At 70.2% G+C, this 18,932-nt stretch carries 17 protein-coding genes and 1 pseudogene; 8 read left to right on the top strand and 10 right to left on the bottom strand.

What is annotated here, in order from left to right; all coding sequences use genetic code 11:
• The first annotated feature begins 23 nt into the window (after positions 1-23).
• Both ABGB11_RS03820 and ABGB11_RS03815 read left to right on the top strand, forming a co-directional pair.
• Positions 24-752, top strand: a complete 729-nt coding sequence (locus tag ABGB11_RS03820) for a hypothetical protein (RefSeq protein ID WP_347628827.1) — start codon at positions 24-26, stop codon at positions 750-752.
• Positions 749-1,381: a 2'-5' RNA ligase family protein gene (locus ABGB11_RS03815; protein WP_347628825.1), complete on the top strand. Its 633-nt coding sequence runs from the start codon at positions 749-751 to the stop codon at positions 1,379-1,381. The genes ABGB11_RS03820 and ABGB11_RS03815 overlap by 4 nt, the downstream gene beginning before the upstream one ends.
• A gap of 932 nt (positions 1,382-2,313) precedes the next feature.
• Here ABGB11_RS03815 and ABGB11_RS03810 read toward each other — a convergent pair.
• On the bottom strand, positions 2,314-2,739 hold the full coding sequence (locus ABGB11_RS03810; protein ID WP_347628823.1) for a hypothetical protein: 426 nt from the start codon (positions 2,737-2,739) through the stop codon (positions 2,314-2,316).
• Positions 2,740-3,233: 494 nt separating this feature from the next.
• Here ABGB11_RS03810 and ABGB11_RS03805 point away from each other — a divergent pair.
• Positions 3,234-3,335, top strand: a pseudogene (locus ABGB11_RS03805) (ArsR family transcriptional regulator); the annotation flags it as partial.
• A 131-nt stretch (positions 3,336-3,466) separates the two neighbouring features.
• Here the strand turns inward: ABGB11_RS03805 and ABGB11_RS03800 are convergent.
• Together ABGB11_RS03800 and ABGB11_RS03795 are read right to left on the bottom strand one after the other, a co-directional pair.
• Entirely contained in the window at positions 3,467-3,910 is a 444-nt protein-coding gene (locus ABGB11_RS03800) for a hypothetical protein (protein ID WP_347628821.1), read from the bottom strand.
• Positions 3,911-4,171: 261 nt separating this feature from the next.
• Positions 4,172-5,167: an aldo/keto reductase gene (locus ABGB11_RS03795; RefSeq protein ID WP_347628819.1), complete on the bottom strand. Its 996-nt coding sequence runs from the start codon at positions 5,165-5,167 to the stop codon at positions 4,172-4,174.
• Positions 5,168-5,293: 126 nt separating this feature from the next.
• Here ABGB11_RS03795 and ABGB11_RS03790 point away from each other — a divergent pair, with 126 nt between their 5' ends.
• Positions 5,294-6,154 carry a helix-turn-helix transcriptional regulator gene (locus tag ABGB11_RS03790; protein ID WP_347628817.1) on the top strand — a complete coding sequence of 287 codons (861 nt, stop codon included), beginning with the start codon at positions 5,294-5,296 and terminating at the stop codon, positions 6,152-6,154.
• Positions 6,155-6,202: 48 nt separating this feature from the next.
• Here the strand turns inward: ABGB11_RS03790 and ABGB11_RS03785 are convergent, their stop codons facing one another.
• The 3 genes from ABGB11_RS03785 to ABGB11_RS03775 all read right to left on the bottom strand — a co-directional run bounded on the left by ABGB11_RS03785 (position 6,203) and on the right by ABGB11_RS03775 (position 9,087).
• Positions 6,203-6,520 (bottom strand): antibiotic biosynthesis monooxygenase, encoded by a 318-nt coding sequence (locus ABGB11_RS03785; protein ID WP_347628815.1) that lies wholly within the window; start codon positions 6,518-6,520, stop codon positions 6,203-6,205.
• A 54-nt stretch (positions 6,521-6,574) separates the two neighbouring features.
• The gene (locus ABGB11_RS03780; RefSeq protein ID WP_347628813.1) at positions 6,575-7,942 is read right to left on the bottom strand and encodes a cellulase family glycosylhydrolase; all 1,368 of its coding nucleotides are present in this window, start codon (positions 7,940-7,942) and stop codon (positions 6,575-6,577) included.
• A 92-nt stretch (positions 7,943-8,034) separates the two neighbouring features.
• Complete coding sequence (locus ABGB11_RS03775) at positions 8,035-9,087, bottom strand: substrate-binding domain-containing protein (protein ID WP_347628811.1); 1,053 nt, start codon at positions 9,085-9,087, stop codon at positions 8,035-8,037.
• Between the two features lie 165 nt (positions 9,088-9,252).
• Here ABGB11_RS03775 and ABGB11_RS03770 point away from each other — a divergent pair, with 165 nt between their 5' ends.
• Genes ABGB11_RS03770 through ABGB11_RS03755 form a run of 4 tightly spaced genes read left to right on the top strand, consistent with a single transcriptional unit; the run spans position 9,253 to position 13,582 of the window.
• Positions 9,253-10,614, top strand: coding sequence for an amidase (locus tag ABGB11_RS03770; RefSeq protein WP_347628809.1), 1,362 nt, complete (start codon positions 9,253-9,255; stop codon positions 10,612-10,614).
• 10 nt (positions 10,615-10,624) lie between these two features.
• A complete protein-coding gene (locus tag ABGB11_RS03765) occupies positions 10,625-11,509 on the top strand; it encodes a nitrilase family protein (protein WP_347628807.1) in 885 nt (294 codons plus the stop codon).
• Positions 11,510-11,519: 10 nt separating this feature from the next.
• Complete coding sequence (locus ABGB11_RS03760; protein ID WP_347628805.1) at positions 11,520-12,758, top strand: hypothetical protein; 1,239 nt, start codon at positions 11,520-11,522, stop codon at positions 12,756-12,758.
• Between the two features lie 29 nt (positions 12,759-12,787).
• Entirely contained in the window at positions 12,788-13,582 is a 795-nt protein-coding gene (locus tag ABGB11_RS03755; RefSeq protein WP_347628803.1) for an alpha/beta hydrolase, read from the top strand.
• Between the two features lie 79 nt (positions 13,583-13,661).
• On the opposite strand, the gene ABGB11_RS03750 is transcribed toward ABGB11_RS03755, so the two are convergent.
• From ABGB11_RS03750 to cydB, 4 genes are all read right to left on the bottom strand, one after another.
• Positions 13,662-14,258 carry a peptidoglycan-binding protein gene (locus ABGB11_RS03750; RefSeq protein WP_347628801.1) on the bottom strand — a complete coding sequence of 199 codons (597 nt, stop codon included), beginning with the start codon at positions 14,256-14,258 and terminating at the stop codon, positions 13,662-13,664.
• A gap of 140 nt (positions 14,259-14,398) precedes the next feature.
• Positions 14,399-16,174 carry a thiol reductant ABC exporter subunit CydC gene (gene cydC, locus ABGB11_RS03745; RefSeq protein ID WP_347628799.1) on the bottom strand — a complete coding sequence of 592 codons (1,776 nt, stop codon included), beginning with the start codon at positions 16,172-16,174 and terminating at the stop codon, positions 14,399-14,401.
• An 86-nt stretch (positions 16,175-16,260) separates the two neighbouring features.
• Positions 16,261-17,916, bottom strand: coding sequence for a thiol reductant ABC exporter subunit CydD (gene cydD / locus ABGB11_RS03740; RefSeq protein WP_347628797.1), 1,656 nt, complete (start codon positions 17,914-17,916; stop codon positions 16,261-16,263).
• Positions 17,913-18,926 (bottom strand): cytochrome d ubiquinol oxidase subunit II, encoded by a 1,014-nt coding sequence (gene cydB, locus ABGB11_RS03735; protein WP_347628795.1) that lies wholly within the window; start codon positions 18,924-18,926, stop codon positions 17,913-17,915. The genes cydD and cydB overlap by 4 nt, the downstream gene beginning before the upstream one ends.
• Between the last annotated feature and the right edge of the window lie 6 nt (positions 18,927-18,932).

The following is an 18,932-nucleotide window of genomic DNA, read 5'->3' as shown; positions in this document are numbered from 1 at the left end:
CAGACCTACTTGCCCACGCTGCTGTGATCCTCGGAGACGTCGACCTCGACGCCGCCGCCGAGGAGTATGCCGCCGCCGCGCTCATCCTGGCCCAGGAGGCCGGAGCAAGCGAGTCGTTCGCGTGGTACGCCCAGGCCAAGACGGCATGCTGGCAGAACCGCTTCATCGAGGCAGCCGACCTCGCCCGGCAAGGCTTTGAGGCCAGCTCTCCCAATCCCATGAAGACACAACTTGCCTGGTACGAAGCGAATGCCGCCGTTCTGCTCGGGGACAAGAACAGGGCACGCGAGGCAGTGACCCGCGCCGAGCAATCCGCCGAGGCCACCCACGACACCCCCTCTGATCACTCGGTGTGGTCGTTCCCGATCGAGCGCCAAGCCTTGTTCGCTCTGTCGGTGGCTATGCGAACCGGTGACCTCGACGGCGCGCTACAAGCCGCCGGGATGGCAGATAGCGCATGGGCCGCAGGCGCCCTGATCTCGCCCGCGAACTGGGCTCAGATACGCGTAGGAACCGGAGTCGCCCACCTCCTGAACGGTGACCTGGAGGGCACCGCCGAGGAACTGACCAAGCTTCTGACGCTGGACCCCGGAATGCGCCTTACGACCGTCACTCGCTACCTCGCAGACCTAGACCGCCGACTTAACGGACCGCGCTTCCATGGCAGTCCGCTTGTCGCCCAGCTCAAACAGCAGATCCGAGACTTCAACGCTGCCGCCCTGACCGATGATGAAGATATGGAGAGCCCATGAGTCCGCTACCCGCGCACATGGCCGACCGATGGCGGAACCGCGCGGAACCAGGACCAGGTCAGGGCACGCTCTACTGGCACATCCTCATGGGCGACCATCCCGAAGCACAGGAACTCGTCCAGACCGCACAAGATCGACTTGCCAACCTCTCCGGCCTGCACATGACCCCCGCCGAGTGGCTGCACATCACTGCCCACGTCGCCGGACCTACCCACGAGATCAGCGACACCCAGCAGCAAGACATGCGCGCCATAGCACAGGGTCTCCTCACCAAGATCACACCAACCAACGTGACGCTCGGCCGGATCCTCTACCACCCCGAAGCGATCGCCGTTGCCGTCCAGCCCGCAGACCTCTTGGTCAGGATCCGCGAGGCTGTCCAAGAGGCCACCCTCAAAGTCACCGGCAGCGAAGGCAGAACCGAGGGGCCCGACACCTGGACTCCGCACATGACCATCGCCTACAGCGAGACCGACCAACCAGCCGGACCACTCATCACCGCACTCGGCCGAGAGCTTCCAACCCGCCACGTCACCATCGACACCGTGACCCTGGTCGACCAACGCGGAGCAGAACGCCTCTGGGACTGGCACCCCGTAGGCCAGGCACGGCTACGCGGCCATCACTGACGCCCGACGCCGGACCAGCCATGATCCTTGCCGAATTTGGCTGTTTTAGATCAAGTGGCGGCGGCGCCTCAGGCCGCTGCGCGGCCCCGCGCCAGGCCGCCCGGAGCGTGCGGCGTGGGCGCCGGTCACCGGACGGCCGCGCCGGACCGCGCCGCGCCACGCCCGCCGGCCCCGCTCCAACCGCTCACCACAAGGTCGCGCCGCCGCCCTGACGAGCTGACGCCGAAGCCTCTCTAGCCGGTTCGGCGACGAGGGCCAGGGCGTGAGTCTGCTCGACCAGTTCGGCGACGAGGGCCAGGGTGTGACTCTGGTCGACCGCCGTTGGAGGCGTCGGGGGAGATTGCCGGAAGATTGGTTGAGCGTGCGCTACTGGGGAACCCCGTGGTTCCCCAGACCCCTCCTGGACCCGGAGGGCACTCCCGCGCGAATCTGTCTGTCACGGGGTACGCGCCGTTCGCGCGGGAGTACCCTCCGGACAGGTCCGTTCGTCTGTGCGGCTACGCCGATCCACAGGCATATGCACGGCTTGTGGATGACGGCAGTGACGGCAGCCGTGACGGCAACACCAGCAGACGCGGCCGAACATGATCAGTGCTCATCAGAAGGTCAGGACGGCCGCGCGAGGTGATGACCTTGGAGTGGAACGAACTGATAAGGATGCGGCTTCTTGGCCAAGAGCGCGTGATGGTTGGTGCCGTGCGGTTAAAGTCGGAGTCGCCGGTTGGTGGGCCGAGTGAGGGCGCCCAGCAGCGCGATTCGGCTTAGGGTGGCGGTGGTCAGACAAGTCCAGATGGCACAGAACTGCTCAGCCCGGTGGGTGCAGCCACGAAAGTAAATGACGAAGAGGTTACTAAGAGTCTGTGACGAAAAACTTTCACCGGCTCCTAGGCGCCCAAGGGATGAAATCCCCTGGGCAAGGCTCACTTCCTCAATCAATGGTCATTTATGAATCTTCTCTGTGCGTAATTGCCGTCCCCGTCGCCATCGTAGTTGATGGCAATCTCCCAAGCTGCCCCCTCGGGCAAATTGTAGACCCCGCCCTCACTGGCTCGGTGTGTCTTGCAGCTTCCATAGCCATTCGCGGCCTTCATGAAATATTCTTGGGACGGATTATGGTGGCCCCCATAATAGGCACTGACATAGGCCTTGGCTGAGTGACCATTCGCCGATGAGTCGCATATAGAGACGATGTCGCCGTGTTCTTCGACGTAGACTCTGATACCCGTTGCGGACCACTTGTGATCCCAAACGATGCCGCCGGGTGGTTCGTCAGCGGAAGCGGTGCCGCCGGTGGCCATGATGGCGGCGGCAGCGAGTGCCATCGTTCCTGCGAGGACACGACCGATACGAAGTTTCAATGGATGATCCTTCCGGCGAAGTGAGAAGGCAGTCGAGCAAGCATGAATGCCTGCTTCAAGACGGCTCCGGACGTCACCTTGCACCTTGTGTCGAACTCGTCGTGCGAGCGGCCTTAGGTGCGACTGATGAAAGGGTACTGTCCAGTCATCAGCGTTGGCGGTAGCCGATCATAACAGAATCCGGATCCAATCGCCACAAGATCGACTAGACAACCTGCTGCGATGCTCCGATAACCCTCCCATCCCCACGCGCTTGCCGATGCTGTGCCACACGCCCGACTTCCGTCGTAGGTACCCAGGCCGCAGCGCGCGGGGCGTTGAGGGTGATCGGACTCAGTGACCGATGCACTGGTTGGGGGCGAGGCGCCGTGCCCGTTGCGTGCCCGATAGCAAGGTGATCAACAAGGACTGGCGGTCGGTCGCGAGGTGATCGGTGAGGAGGCCTAGGTCAGCGGGTCGCCAAGAACACGCCCAGTCTCCGCCTGCGTGCCAAAGCGGGATTCCGCACGGTGGGCACCCGCCGACGGATCGGCCGCCTCCACGGCCGGTGGCGCGACGTCGTCCTGCTGGAGCGCCGGAGCCCCACCGTCCTCTAGCGCCAGGTGCCAGCGTCACTCTGAACCAGGTGGGGCAGCCTGACCAGCGCAGAGCAGCCCGGTGGCGCATCTGCCGGGCAACGGGCACGTTGCCCGGCAGATCTCCTTACCCGGCAAGACCAACTAGCGGATCAGGTGGTGGTGGTGAGAGTGGCGAGCATCCGCGACAACCGCTCGGGATTTTTGAATCTGCGGTCGTCGCCATACAGGTCATGATCTATCTCATGCACCCATGGGTCGTCCGGACGCTCGTCATCGAGATCGATGACCCAGTAGTACTGTGTCGTCTCATTGAAAGCGATGATGAAGAAGGCGCGATCTTCCGCCACAGGATCCCCGTCGACGAGTTGGGGGAACGTGACCTCGTACTCGTCCTCCTCGGTGACCAGGACGTGCTCTTCCGGCCATTCAACTGACAGGATCGCCTGAATCGGCGACGGGATGAGGCGCTCTCCCAGTGGTGTGTCCTCCCGCCAGTCCTCCGGCTCGAAATTTTCGCTGATCGCACCCCCTAGACGCGCGATCTCCTGTAGTACGTCTCCGTGCGGGGTTGTGGCGGCAGAAACGCCCGACATTGGCATCCTTCATCGCTTGAGCAGGTCGCCGGACAGCTTACAAGATCATCGTCGTCGCCCGTCATCGACCTGCCCGGGCGGCGTGACCAGGGCTATCGGCGATTTTGAAGCGGTCGCGATAAAATCTCAGATTTACGCTCGGGATCGGCACCGGAATGTGATTGGTCCTGGCAGCGAAAGACATCCGAGAACATCACGTGCCGTGACGGCTGTGCCGTGGAGAACGCCCCGTCCGGAGGTTGGACGGGGGCGGTCGGGCGGTCAGTTGCCTACGCCCAGGTCTCGCATGAAGGCGGACGGGTAGCGGTCGCCTCGGGCGGCGCCTGGTGGGACGGCCTTTTCGATGTCGGTGAGGTCGTCTGCGGTGAGGGCCAGGTCCGCCGCGGGCAGGGCCTCGGTCAGGCGCTCGCGGGTGCGGGCGCCGACCAGCGGGACGATGTCATCGCCCTGCGCGGCCACCCAGGCGATGACCAGTTGGGCGACGGTGCATCCCTTGGCTTCGGCGACCCGGCGCAGGGCGTCCACGAGGGCGAGGTTGTGCTCGACGTTGCCGCCGGAGAACCGCGGGCCGAAGGCGCGGCTGTCTCCGGGGCCGGCGGTGCGGCCGGCGGACCAGTGACCGGAGATGAGGCCGCGGCCGAGGACGCCGTACGCCGTCAGGCCGATGCCGAGTTCCCGCAGCGTGGGCAGGACGTCGGCCTCCACGGCGCGGGAGATCACCGAGTACTCGATCTGCAGGTCGGCGACGGGGTGGACGGCGTGCGCGCGGCGGATCGTCTCCGCGTCGACCTCCGAGAGGCCGAGGTGCCGCACGTGCCCGGCGTCGATCATGTCCTTGATCGCGCCGACCGTCTCCTCGATCGGCACCGCCGGGTCCAGCCGGGCGGGACGGTAGGTGTCGATGTAGTCGGTGCCCAGCCGTGTCAGCGAGTAGGCCAGGAAGTTCTTCACCGCCTCGGGACGGCCGTCGTGCCCGCCGAATTCGGGTCCGGGGCCGCGCAGCATGCCGAACTTGACGCTGAGCTTGTAGTCGTCACGGTTCCGGCCGCGGAGGGCCTCGGCGAGGAGCAACTCGTTGTGGCCCATGGCGTAGAAGTCGGCCGTGTCGATCAGCGTGACTCCGGCGTCGAGGGCGGCGTGCACGGTGGCGATGCTCTCCGTCCGGTCGGCCTCGCCGTAGGCGCCTGACATGGCCATCGCGCCCAGGCCGAGCCTGGAAACGGTCGGCCCGGTACGTCCCAGAGTTCTTGTCTGCATGAGGTTCTCCTCTTCTGGATGTCGCGCCTCCACCCTGCGTTCCGGACGGGACGGGCGAAAGCGGAGCGTTCATCGTGGGAGAGCCGCTCCCTGTATAAGTCCGGCGGCCGGAGGGACCATGGGGTCATGGAACGTGAGCAGCTCGCCGACTTCCTGCGCCGCCGCCGCAAGGCGATCCGTCCGGCCGAGGTGGGGCTGGCCGACGGTCCCCGGCGCCGCACCGCCGGTCTGCGCCGGGAAGAGGTGGCGATGCTCGCCGGCATGTCGGTGGACTATGTGGTGCGCCTCGAACAGGGACGCAGCAGCCAGCCGTCCACGCAGCTGCTCGGTGCGCTGGCCCGGGCGCTGCGGCTGACCGACGACGAGCGCGACCACCTGTTCCATCTGGCCGGGCACCGGCCCCCGCCGGCCGACGAGGTGGCCCGGCTGGCCCGTGCCGGTCTGGTGCGCATGCTCGACCTGCTCGGCGACACCCCGGCCATGGTGCTGTCCGACCTGGGGGAGGTCCTCGCGCAGAACCGGATGTCGGTCCTGCTGGCGGGTGACCACACGGTCTTCTCCGGCGACCGGCGGTACACCGTGTACCGCTGGTTCACCGAGGCTGCCGCGCGTGCCGGCTGCCCGCCCGAGGAGCGGGAGCACTACGGCCGCCAGATCGTGGCCGACCTGCGCGCCGTCGCCGGGCGCCGGTCCGGTGATCCCGTGGTGGCCGGGCTGGTCGAGCGGTTGCAGGACGCGAGCGCCGACTTCCGAAGGCTGTGGGCCGAGCACGAGGTGGCGGTCCGCCGTGCCGACCGCAAGACCATCCTGCATCCGCGCGTGGGCCGTCTCCTCATGGACTGCGAAACCCTGGTCACCCCCGACCAGCGTCAGCAGTTGCTGGTGCTCACCCCGGCGAACGCCGAGACCCGCGAGCGCGTGGACCTGCTGCGGGTCCTCGGCATCGAAGAGTTCCACGCGGAGACCGGAAGCACCTCCACGCTTTGAGCAGCACGCCCAGCCATCCGCTGGGGCAAGGGGGCGCGCTGGGATTTGTTAGCTGTTTTCGAGGGTGCTCAGCGCGACCGTTCGGTGAATGACCGTTCTGTCGTAGGTCAGGAGGACGGCTTGTGCCTCTGGCTCTACTACGGCTGTTGATATGTCGGCTCCGGCGAAGCCCTGAATGGCTTCGAGGGAGTCCCACAGGGTCATGACTTCCAGTTCTATCTGGCCGTCCGCGTCCCGGCGGAACAGGTAGGCGCCTCGGTGGCCGTCAACCCGGCGGAGTGCTGGGAGCACTGCGTCGGCGAAGTGCTCGCGGTAGGCGTCCGCCCCCTCGGGGGTTGCGGTCGCGCGCCATGTTCGGGCGATCATCTTGGCTCCCGGTCGTCAAAGGCCTTCCGGCGTTGACGGTACTGCCGGCACTGGTCACGTTCGCACCTGGTCGAGAGTGATCAGGGTGGTGATGCCGCGGGCTGCCAGGTAGGCGGTGTCCTGGGTGCGGCTCTGCAGGACGACGGCCGGGCGCCTTCCCTCGTCGACGAGTTTCATGAACGGGTCGAAGAAGGTGGTGAAGTCGGCCGCCGGGATCATGTCGTCGGGCAGGACGAGGGCGGTCTCGCGCGGGGCCGGGGCAGGTGGGCGGGCGTCGTATTCGGCGATGAGTTTGCGGATGGTCTTGCCGATCGGCTTCAGTTTCCGGTCGTTGGTGAACAGGCCGAGGTCGTATTCGAGGTTGACGTAGCCGCTGAGCTTCGGATTGAGGTCGTGCGAGTCCCACCAGGTGATGCCGAAGAGGTCCGGGCAGTCGGCCATCGCGCGGATCGACCTTTCGGTCCAGGGCGGGATGTCGGCGGCGTCCATCCAGACGGTGGAGACGCCGGTCTCCTCGATCCACACCTTTCGCTTCAGGTCGGTGTGGAAGGCCTTGATGAGTTCGACGAAGAACTCGGAATAGTGCGTGGACGATGTGGAGAGCGACCCGTAGCGCTGGATGACCTGCGTCCAGCCCGCCCAGGTGTGGTTGGCGGTCATCGTTCCGGAGGTCGCGAGTCCGTGACGGCTCCAGTAGTCGTTGTTCTGCCACGGCCAGTGGTCGATTCCGGAGACGTGGATCTTGCCCGGCGCGACCTTTTCGCAGGTGTCGAAGAGGGCGGTGTGCCAGGCGTCGCCCTGGGCCGGAGTGACCGCCATGCCCAGCGGTTTGCCGAACCAGTGGATCTCGTTGGAGAGGTCGAATCCCATGAACCTGCGGTGCCGGCCGATGCGTTCGGCGATCTGCCCGAGGAGCCATTGCTCCCGCTCGATCACTCCGGGGTCGGTGAGGACGTTCTTGGTCGTGCCGTCGCTGTTGCTGATGAGGAACGGCGGGACGAACAGGACGCCGCTGACCGCGCCGTTGAAGACGGTCACCTCGACGTCGAGGTGGCGGCGGTCGGCGAGGTCGAGGAGTTCTTCGAGACGGTCGAGGTGCTCGCCGCGGACGTAGGTGGAGTTCGGGTGCAGTTCCGACCAGACCAGCATGATGCGGATGTGGTCCATGCCCAGGGACGCGATGTCGTCCAGGTCGGCCGCGATCGATGACCGGTCCCAGTCCGACCAGGAGAACCACCAGTTCTTGCTCGGGACGTAGTTCACGCCGAAGCGGACGCGGCGGTGCCGGTGGCGGCCGGGTGCCGGGGCGTCCGCGTGCGCCGCGGTCGCGGTCGGGGTCAGCAGGGTGGACGCCGCGGCGGCACCCGCGGTCACGCCGAAGAACGTCCTGCGATCGATCGAGGAGGCGGGGAGCTCGGGCATGAGGGCGGCCCTCCAGGGTTCGTCTGCGACCCCGGCAGCGTAGAGATCCTTCCCGGTTCAGGCCAGAGGCCTTTCACGGTTTTCACGAGGCGTCAGAATTCCTCGATCATCTTGGAGAGCCTTGCGGGGTCGGTGGACGCCCGGATGGACAGCTCCGGGCGGAGCCGCTCGGATTCGGGCGCCCGGCCGGCCAGCAGGTCGACGAGCAGGTCGAGGGCCCGGGCGCCCATCTGCCGCATGGGCGAGCGGACGCTGGTCAGCGGGATGGGCAGTTCCGCGGCCAGCGGGGTGTCGTTGTATCCGGCGACGGCGATGTCCTTGCCGGGCCGGAGGCCGTGGTCGCGCAGGACGCCCAGCGCGCCGATGGCCGAGAAGTCGTTCACGGCGAAGATGGCCGTGGGCCGGGGTTCGAGGCGCAGGAGCGTCTCGGCGGCGTCGCGGCCGCCGGCGGCGTCGAACCGGGAGTGGACGACGTGGGAGCCGGGCACCGGGAGGCCCGCCTCGCGGTAGCGGTCGACGAAGCCGGCTGTGCGGTCGGCGCCGGTGCTGGCGAAGGGCTCGCCGGCGATGACGCCCACCCGGCGGTGGCCGAGGCCGAGGAGGTGCTCGGCGACCAGCCGGCCGCCGAGGTGGTCGTCGCAGGTGACGGCGGGGTGCCGGCCGGCGTGCCGGCTGACGAGCACGAACGGGATCCGGCGCTCGGCGATCTCGTCCAGGAACGCGGCGTCGGTGTGCGCGTCGCCGAAGACCAGCCCGTCGACGCGGCGGGACAGCGCCAGCTCGGTGCGCACGCGCTGCTGCTCCGGCCGGTCGTGGCTGTTCATCACGAAGGTCGTCAGGCCGTGCCGGGCGGCGGCGTCCTCGACGCCCTCGTAGATCGTGGCGAGCACCATGTCGGACAGCCGGGGGACCAGGACGCCGACGAGGTTGCTGCGCGCGGTGCGCAGGCTGGTGGCGTGCGGGTTCGGCCGGTAGTTCAGCCGGGCCGCCCACCGCCGGATCTCGTCGGCGGTCTCGCGGGACGCGGCGCGCTGCGCGTCCTCCGCGGAGCCGTTGAGGACGCGGGAGACGGTCGAGACGTCGACCCCCGCCGCCTGCGCGATGGTGCGCAGTGTCGCGGGCCGCTGCCGGTCGGTTCGGGCCACCCGTCCTGCCTCTCCGTCGCCGTCACCCCTTGACAGGGCGACCCTCTGGTGCCTTTTATACAACTCAAACGTTTGACCCAATCGTTTGGGTCAGCCGGAGGTCAACGCCCAAACGTTTGGGAAAGAGGAAGTCGTGACAGGACGGGCCGACGCGGCGGGTCGGGCATGATCGGGCCGCCGCCGGACGCGGGCTGGTTCGCCCGGCGCACCGTGACCGAGCTGGCCGGTGCGCTGCGCGCCGGGACCCTCTCCCCGGCCGCTCTGGTGGAGCGGTCGCTGGCCGAGGCGGCCAGGCTCGACCCGGGGCTCAACGCGTTCGCCGCGGTCGACGCGTCCGGGGCGCGGGCGGCGGCGGAGCGCGCGGGACGCGAGCTGTCCGCGGGAGTGGACCGCGGGCCCCTGCACGGCATCCCGGTCGCGGTCAAGGACGTCGTGGACACCGCCGGCCTGCGCACCGCCATGGGGTCGCGGCACCACGCCGGCCGGGTGCCCGGGCACGACGCGGAGTGCGTGCGCCGGCTCCGCGCGTCCGGCGCGATCATCGTCGGGAAGGCGGCGACGCACGAGTTCGCGTTCGGCCCCACCGGGGACCGGTCGGCGGACGGGCCGACCCGCAACCCGTACCGGCGGGAACGCGTCCCCGGCGGTTCCAGCAGCGGGTCCGGCGCCGCGGTGGCCGCCGGGATCGTGCCGCTCGCGGTGGGCACCGACACCGGGGGCTCGGTGCGCATCCCCGCCGCCTGCTGCGGGATCGTCGGGCTCAAACCCACCCACGGCGCCGTGCCGTCCGGTGGCGTCTTCCCGGTGGCGCCCTCCCTGGACACGGTCGGCCCGATGGCGCGCACGGCCGGGGACTGCCTGCTGCTCTGGAACGTCCTGGCAGGTCAGGACGGTCCAGAGCCGGACATCTCCGGCTGCCGCGTCGGGTGGGTGGCGCCCGGCGCGCTCCATTCGGCCGACCCGCGGGTCACCGAGGCGGCCCGCGCGATGCTGGAACCGCTGCCCGTGCGGGACGTGGCCGTCCCCGACATCGCGCGACTGCGCTGGGCCTACCAGATGATCCAGGGCCGTGAGGTCCACGCGATCCACGCCGGGCGGCTGGCCGCCGCACCGGAGCTCTACGGAGAGGAGGTTCTCGCCCGCCTGCGCGCCGCCGGGCGGATCACCGAGGAGGACGCCGAAGCGGCTCGGGCGATCCGGGATCGGGTCGACGTCGCGGTGGCGGCGCTCCTGGAACGCCATGACCTTCTCGCCATGCCCACCGTCCCGATCCTCCCTCCGCCACTGGACGCCCGGAGCGTGTCCCTGGACGGGACGCCGATCGACGTCCGAGCCGCACTGCTGTCGCTCACCAGCCCATGGAGCGTGCTCGGGCTGCCCGCCGTCAGCCTGCCCGCCGCACAGGTGGACGGGCTGCCCACCGGCCTCCAGCTGATCGCCGGGCCGGGCGCCGAGCGCCTGCTGCTCGCCGTAGCGGACCGCCTGGCGGGCGCGAACCAGACGACCCCCACCGCATCCCACCCCTGAAGGAGCACTCATGTCCGCTGTCAGTCCGGTCACCGCGGCCGCCGTCCAGTTCGACCCCCAGGTCGGCCTGGAGAACAAGGAGAAGAACGTCCAGCGGAGCCTCGAACTGATCAACGAGGCCGCCGACCGCGGAGCCACGCTGATCGTGCTCCCGGAGCTCGCCAACACCGGATACGGGTTCGCCACCCGCGAGGAGGCCTACGCGCACGCGGAGCCCGTCCCGGACGGGCCCACCACGCGGGCGTGGACGGAGGTCGCCCGCGAGCGCGGCCTGCACATCGTGGGCGGCCTGGCCGAGCGCGACGGCGTCCGGCTGTACGACACCGCGGTGCTGACCGGCCCGGACGGGGTGGTCGGTACCTACCGCAAGACCCACCTGTGGAACCGGGAGAAGCTGATCTTCGAGCCCGGCGACCTCGGCTTCCCGGTGTTCCCGACCCGGATCGGCCGGATCGGGCTGCTGATCTGCTGGGACGTCTGGTTCCCCGAGGTGCCGCGGCTGCTCGCCACCCAGGGCGCGGACGTCGTCTGCAGCGTGAACAACTGGGTGTGGACGCCGCCCCCGCTGTTCGACGAGGCGGGCCGGTGCATGGCCTCCTACCTGACGATGAGCGCGTCGCACGTGAACAGCCTCCCGATCGTGGCGGCGAACCGGGTGGGCGAGGAACGGGGCGGCAGGTTCCTCGGGTGCTCCCTCATCACGGGGACCAACGGCTGGCCGATCGGTTCCGTCGCCCCGGCCGAGGACGAGACGACCGTCTACGCGGACCTGGACGTCGTGGCGGCGCGGTCGGCGCCGATCTGGAACGACCTCAACGACCTCGTCCGCGACCGGCGCACCGACCTCTACGATCCGCTGCTCGGCTACCGCGGCGGCGATGCCTTCCCGCGGTGAGGAGTCCGTCATGAGCTACACGACGAAGACCTCACCGGCCGTGTTCCCCCGCGCCGCACATCCGGCGGTCGGGAGATGGGCGGGCGGCGCCGTCCTGGTCTCGGTGACCGCGGTGCTCGCCGTCCTCCTCACGCGCGCCGAGGACGGGCTGCCGCACGTCCTGCCCGGTTACACGGCATGGCAGGACGAGATGTACGCGAACGTCCCGCAGTTCCTGCGCTGGTGGATCGGGGACGCCACCGAGGCCGAGTTCTTCAAGTCCGCGATCGGCGGGCTCGGGATGATCGCGGGCGGCTGGCTCGCGCACGCGGCCTGGCGGCGGGGCCGCCGGTGGGCGGGCTTCCCGATCAGCTACGGCACCGGGCTGTGGCCGTGGCTGCTGGGCTCCGCCGCGTTCGGCCTGCTGCTGTCCGACCTCGCCTGGGGCTGGACGATCCCGGCGACCGGCCAGTGGCAGCCCACCTTCGTCCCGTTCGTGTCGGTTCCTCCGGTCGTGGTGCTCGTCTACGGCGCGGGATGGTCGGTGGCCGCCACCGGGGCGGTGCTCGGAGCCGCGCTGACGACGCCGGTGGCGCTGGCCATGGCGAACTACTTCTGCCACCCACTGCACCTGCCCACCGTCATCGGGAACGTCACGGGCATGTGGGTCGGAGCGCTCCTGGCGTTCCTGATCTGCCGGCACCTGCCGTGGATGCCTCGCCCGCTCTCGGCCGAGCAGAGCGCCGAACCCGCCGAGCCCCCGGCGCCCGAGCCGGACGAGCGCGGCGGTGTCTGGGTGGTCCGGCGCGTGCTCGCCGACTTCACCGAGGCCCAGTTCTACGGCAACGAGATCGCCGCCATCGGCCTGATCGGCGGGACGCTCGCGACCTACCTGCTCAACCCGCTGACCCCGGTGTACGGGAGCGGACACGGGCTGCTGCCCGCGATGCTCACCGCCCAGGTGCTGGCGGGCACCCTGGCCGTCCTGCTCTACCAGCGCCGATGGGCCGCCTTCGGCTGGTACCCGACCTTCGTCCCGGTCGTGTCGGTGGCGCCGGCGGTGGTCCTCACCTATGGCGCGACCGTCGAGGCGGTCGTCTTCGGGGCGGTGTTCGGCGCGGTCGCCGGGCCGCCGCTGGCCGCGCTGATCTCCAGGCGGCTGCCGCCCGACTTCCATCCGTTCATCGGCAACGTGGTCTCCATGACCGTGTGCACGCTCATCGCCATCCCGGTGCTCGGTCTCCTGCCCGGGTTCGTCTCGACACTCTGACCAGTCACGAAGGATCGACAGTGCGTCCAATGCAGTTCAACCGTGAGGGCACCGTTCTCGCCGCCGAGGTCCGCGACGGTGAGGGCCCACCGCTCGTCCTGCTGCCCGGCGTCATGGCCGACGCGGCCGGATGGCGCCCGGTCGTCGAGCACATCGACCTCCCCAACCCGGTCGTCGTGCTCAACCGCCGCGGCCGGGTGCCGAGCGGGCCTCTCGGGCCCGGGTACTCGGTGCGGACCGAGGTGGACGACCTCCGGCACGTCCTGGACGTGCTCGGCGAGGACGTGCATCTGTTCGGCTGGAGTTACGGGGCGCTGATCGCGCTGGAGGCGGCCGCCGGCCGTACGGATCTGCGCTCGCTCATCCTGTACGAGCCGGTGGCCCACCCCTTCGCCCCGGAGGCGGTGGGGCCGCTGCGCGAGGCCGTCGACCAGGGGGATCTGGACCGGGCCGTAGAGGTCGTGAACCTCCTGGTCTCCGGATTCACCCCCGGCTACGTCGCCGAACTCCGGGCGAGCCCGGCGTGGGACGTCCTGCGCCCGCTGGCCGGCCCCTCGGCGGCCGAACTCGCCGCGATCAACGATCACCGTCCCGCCATGGACGCCTACGCGGCGCTGGACGTCCCGGTCACCCTGCTCCTCGGCGAGGACAACGAAGGGAAGGCGCCTTACGGAACGGCGTTCGCGCAATTTTCAAAGGCGATGCCTCAGGCGCGGATCGTTCGCATTGCCGGGCAGGGCCACCTGGCTCACGCGCAGGCTCCCCGATCACTCGCACACCACATTCGCGACGCGCTCGAACGTGAAATGAGCGCGCCGAGCTGATCACTCGAAAGGGTATTCAGTGCGGGAAGGCGGCGGCCGCCCCACGACCCGGAGGGGTCGCGGGGCGGCCGCCGGTGGGTCACCGCCCGGGCGTGCGCCGGGCCTCGGCGCCCTTGGCGAACGCGGCGCGGAAGGTGATCGGGCCGAAGATGCCGTCGGCGTCGATCTCCTTGCGCTTCTGGAAGGCGGTGACGGCCTTCACGGTCGCCGGACCGTAGTACCCGTCCGCGACGAGGGAGCGGTCCTGCAGGACCTTCATCGCGTACTGGATGCCCTTGATCTGGTGTCGGCGGCCGTTGCCCTGGCCGACCTCACCGTTGTCGTTGCGGAGCGCGCCCCAGGTCTCCGCGTCGAGTTTCCCCGTCTGGGGCAGGTCGCGCGCGGCCTGGTACTTCTTCACCGCGGGCCCGAGGTTCTCGGGCCAGCCCTCTCCGGCGGACGTCGGCGTGCAGTCGTTGTAGTAGCCGAGCTGCACCAGGAAGCAGCGGGCCGAGGCGATGCGGTAGTCGCTGTCGCCGGGCCCGAGCTCCACCCACGGCTGGGCGGCGATGGCCCGTGCCACCGCCGGGTCGGTGTTCGGGCCGTCGGCGTTGGCGGCCTGCATGGCCCCCGAACTCGTGCCGACGGCCAGGACCGTGGCGGCGATGGCGAGCACCGCGCGCACGAGAATCTTCATCTGTGGAACCCCCGTTCCCATCGATCGGATCCTGTACTGGGTGAGATGGCGGGCGGTTCAGAATTGTTCTCGATAAATCCAAGAAAATGGCGCGACGAATTGCTCCCGAGATCGGTTTACCTGATCTCTGTTGATTTTACCTACCTAAATTCGGGGGCCGGGACGGCGGCCTGCTCGCGCTCCCAGAGGGCGCGGTAGGGGCCGGGGCGGGAGAGCAGGGCGGCGTGGGTGCCGCGGTCGGCGGCGCGTCCGCCGTCCAGCACGATGACCTCGTCGACGGCGTCCAGCCCCGCGAGGCGGTGGGTGACGAGCAGCGTGGTGCGGCCCTCCGTGGCGGTGAGCAGGTCGGCGGTGAGCGCGTCGGCGGTCGCGATGTCCAGGTGCTCGGCGGGCTCGTCCAGAAGCAATACCGGCGGGTCGGCGAGCAGGGCGCGGGCCAGGGCGATGCGCCGGCGCTGGCCGCCCGAGACCTGGGCGCCGTGCTCGCCGACATGGGTGTCGAGGCCGCGCGGGAGGGACTCGACCCAGTCGAGGATCCGGGCGCGGCGCAGGACGTCGCGGATCTCGCCGTCGGTGGCGGCGGGACGTGCCAGCCGGATGTTCTCACCGATCGTGGAGTCGAACAGGTGGGCGTCCTGGGCGCAGAGGCCGATGACCCGGCGGACGTCGTCGCCGGCGAGCGCGCGCAGGTCCACACCGTTGAGGGACGCCCGCCCGCCGGCGGGTTCCAGGAAGCGGAGCAGGACGGACGTGAGCGTCGTCTTGCCCGACCCGCTCGGGCCGACGATCGCGCAGCGGCGGCCCGGCGTCAGGTCGAGCGAGATGCCGTCGAGGGCGTACGGGCCGTCGGGCGTCCACCGCGCTCGGAGGTTCTCCACCGAGAGGGTGTACGGCGCCGCCGGCAGCGGCGCGGGATCGTCCGGGTCCCGCACCGGGGGTGGGCTGTCCAGGACGGCGAAGATCCGTGCCGCCGAACGCCGGACCCGCTCCATGTACTGCGCGGCCAGCGGCAGCCCGGCCACGACCTCGAACGCGGCCAGCGGCAGCAGGACGATGACCGCGAGCAGGACGCCGTCCAACGCCCCCGAACGAACGGCCGGGACACCGGCGGCGAGGTTCCCCCAGACGGCGAGACCGCCGGCGAGGGCGGAGATGGCGGCCCCTGCCCCGGTGGTCGTCGCGGAACGGGCCGTCGCACGGGTGAAGTCGTGATCGAGCCGCGCCGCCTTGGCTAGCTGGTCGGGGGCGGCCCCGTAGGCGATGAGTTCGGGCGCGCCCTGCAGCGTGTCGACGACGTGGGAGGTGAGTTCGCCCCGCAGGTCGGTCGTGCGGCGCTCGGCCCGGCGGGAGACGACTGCCGACAACCATGGCGCCGCGAGACCCGCGACCACCAGCGCCAGCAGCAGGACGATCCCCGCCGACGGCAGCAGCGCCCAGGCGACGCCCACGGACGCGCCGCCGACGACCGCGGCGACCGTGCAGGGCAGCAGGACGCGGAGGAAGAGGTCCTGGACGGCGTCCACGTCCGCGACGAGCCTGTTCAGCAGGTCGCCGCCGCGGAAGGCGGGGAGCCCTCCCGGTGCCAGGCGCTCCAGCCGCTCGTACACCCGGGCACGCAGGTCGGCGAGGATGCGGAACGTCGCGTCATGCCCGACGAGCCGCTCGACGTAGCGGAACACGCCTCGCCCCAGGCCGAACGCGCGCACGGCCACGATCGCGACCATCAGCATGAGCACCGGCGGATGCTGCGCGGCACGCGAGATGAGCCATGCCGAGGTCGCCATGAGCCCGACCCCGCTCCCCAGCGCCAGAACGCCGAACAGCACGGCGAGCACCAGCCGCCCCCGAGCCGGCCGCGCGAACGCGATCAGCCGCAAGACCACCATCCCGCCGCCGCTCTCCGACCTGCCCCTCACCGCCCCGTGCTCCGGAACGCTCGGCAAGGTTTCACGTGAATCATCGGCACTCCCACCCCGCCGGAAGGTGTGAGGGTTGTGGGGGGTCATGTTGTGACCTCCGCGGGGGTTAGGGGGATCACGCGGTCGGCCAGGGGGAGCAGGGTGGGGCGGTGGGCGACGAGGATCACCGTGCGGGACGTCGCCAGGCGGGCTACGGCGTCGATCACGGCGGCCTCGCTCTCGCCGTCCAGGCTCGAGGTCGGTTCGTCCAGCAGGAGGAGCGGGGCGTCGCGGAGGAAGGCGCGGGCCAGGGCGATGCGCTGGCGCTGGCCCGCGGAGAGGCCGGTGCCGCGGTCGCCGAGCCGCGTGTCGAACCCGGACGGCAGCGCCTCGATGAAGGAGAGGGCGTTCGCGGCCTCCGCCGCGGCCCGGATCTCGGCGTCGGACGCGTCCGGACGGCCCAGGCGGATGTTCGCGGCGACCGAGCCGGCGAACAGGTACGGGTGCTGCGGGACCCAGGCGATCTGCGCGCGCCAGGCGTCCGGCGAGAACGTGGCGAGGTCGTCCCAGTCGACCAGGACGCGACCTGAGACCGGCCGGACGAAGCCCAGCAGCACCGACAGGACGGTCGACTTGCCCGCGCCGCTGGGCCCCACCAGCGCGACCGTCTCCCCTGGGTGAACGGTCAGGGAGAAGTCGTCGAGGGCGGGGGCGTCGCGGTCGGGGTAGGTGACCGTCACGCCCTCCAGACGGAGCGTCGCGCGGGCCAGGTCGGGGACGTCCGAACGCGTCCCGGACGCGGGCAGCGGCGTTTCGAGGACCTCGAAGACGCGCGAGGCGGCGGTGAGGCCCTCGACGCTGGCGTGGTACTGCGCGCCGACCTGGCGGAGGGGCAGGTACGCCTCCGGCGCCAGGATCAGGACGAGCAGCGCCGTCTCCAGGCCCAGCCCGCCCTCGACCAGCCGCAGCCCGATCGAGACGGCGACGAGGGCGACCGAGAGGGTGGACAGCAGCTCCAGGACGAGGCCCGACAGGAACGCGATCCGCAGGGTCGACATGGTGGCGCGCCGGTGGCGGTCGGTGATCTCGCGGATCCGGCCGGCCTGGGCGCGGGCGCGGCCGAAGATCTTCAGCGTGGGCAGCCCGGCGACGACGTCCAGGAAGTGGGCGGACAGGATCGACAGCGTCCGCCACTGCCGGTCCATCTTCCGCTGCGTGGTGAGCCCGACCAGGATCGCGAAGACGGGGATGAGCGGCAGCGTCGCCGCGATCGTCACGGCCGACAGCCAGTCGCCCAGCAGGATCCGCGTGCCGACGGCGACCGGCACGATCACCGCGAGGACGAGCTGCGGCAGGTACCGGGAGAAGTAGTCGTCGAGGGCGTCGATCCCGCGGGTGGCGAGGGTGGCGAGCTCGCCGCTGCGCTCGCCGGACAGCCAGCGCGGGCCGAGGCCGAGGGCGTGCGCGAGCAGCCGGCGCCGCAGCTCGGACTTCACGGCGGCGGACGAGCGGTGCGCCGCGACCTCGGCCAGCCACGCGACCAGCGCCCGCGCCAGCACGACGGCGAGCAGGAGCAGCAGCGGGGTGCGCAGGTCGGCGAGCGAGGCGCCGTGCAGGAAGGCGCGCGTGAGCATGGCGGCGAGCAGGGTCGCCTGCGCGATGATCAGGCCGGCGGTGGCGGTGCCGAGCGCCACGGACGCCAGCAGGAAGAGCCGCGTCGTCCGCGCGTACCGCAGCAGCCGGGGGTCGAGGGGCTTCATGCGGCCCGCTCCGGCGGCTTCACGGGGATGTGGGACGTGCTGATCCGCTTGCGGAACACCCAGTACGTCCAGCCCTGGTAGATCATCACGATCGGGGTGAACACGGCCGCGACCCACGTCATGATCGTCAGCGTGTAGTCCGACGAGGCGGCGTTCACGGTGGTCAGCGAGCCGGTGTCCAGGGTGGACGGCAGCACGTCCGGGAACAGCGAGGTGAACAGGGTCGCGACCGCGAGCACGATGGCGGCGCCGGTGCCGATGAACGCCCAGCCCTCCCGGCCGCGCCGGTTGGCGGCGGCGGCGAGGAGCAGCCCGGCGGCGGCGCCCGCGGCGGTCAGCCACGTCACCGGCTTGCCGTACTGGAGCTGGGTGACCAGGAGGAAGCCCCCGCCGGCGACGAGGGCGGCGACGGCGGTGAAGCCCGCGATGCGGCGGGCCCGGAAGCGGATGCCCCCGGACGTCTTCAGCGCGAGGAACACCGCCCCGTGCAGGACGAAGAGGATCGTCGTGGTGAGCCCGCCGAGCAGCGCGTAGGGGCCGAGCAGGTCGGCGAGCGTGCCGGCGTACTCGTGGTCGGCGTCCAGCGGCACGCCGCGCACCATGTTCGCGAACGCGACGCCCCACAGGAACGCGGGCACGAGGCTGCCCCAGAAGATCGCCTTGTCCCAGCGGGAGCGCCAGCGGGCCTCGTCGCGCTTGCCGCGGTACTCGAACGCGACGCCGCGGATGATCAGCGCGAGCAGGATGGCGAGGAGGGGCAGGTAGAAGCCGCTGAACAGGGTGGCGTACCACTCGGGGAACGCGGCGAAGGTGGCGGCGCCGGCGACGATGAACCACACCTCGTTGCCGTCCCACACCGGGCCGATGGTGTTGATGACGACGCGGCGCTCGACGTCGTCCCGGCCGAGGACGGGCAGCAGCATGCCGACGCCGAAGTCGAACCCTTCCAGGAAGAAGTAGCTCGTCCACAGGAAGGCGATGACGATGAACCAGACGGTCGTGAGTTCCATGGCCGG

The organism is Actinomadura sp. B10D3 (genome assembly GCF_039871695.1).
Taxonomy (GTDB): domain Bacteria; phylum Actinomycetota; class Actinomycetes; order Streptosporangiales; family Streptosporangiaceae; genus Spirillospora; species Spirillospora madurae.
Note: the sequence above shows the minus strand (reverse complement) of the source record. Positions and strands in the feature narration are given on the sequence as shown.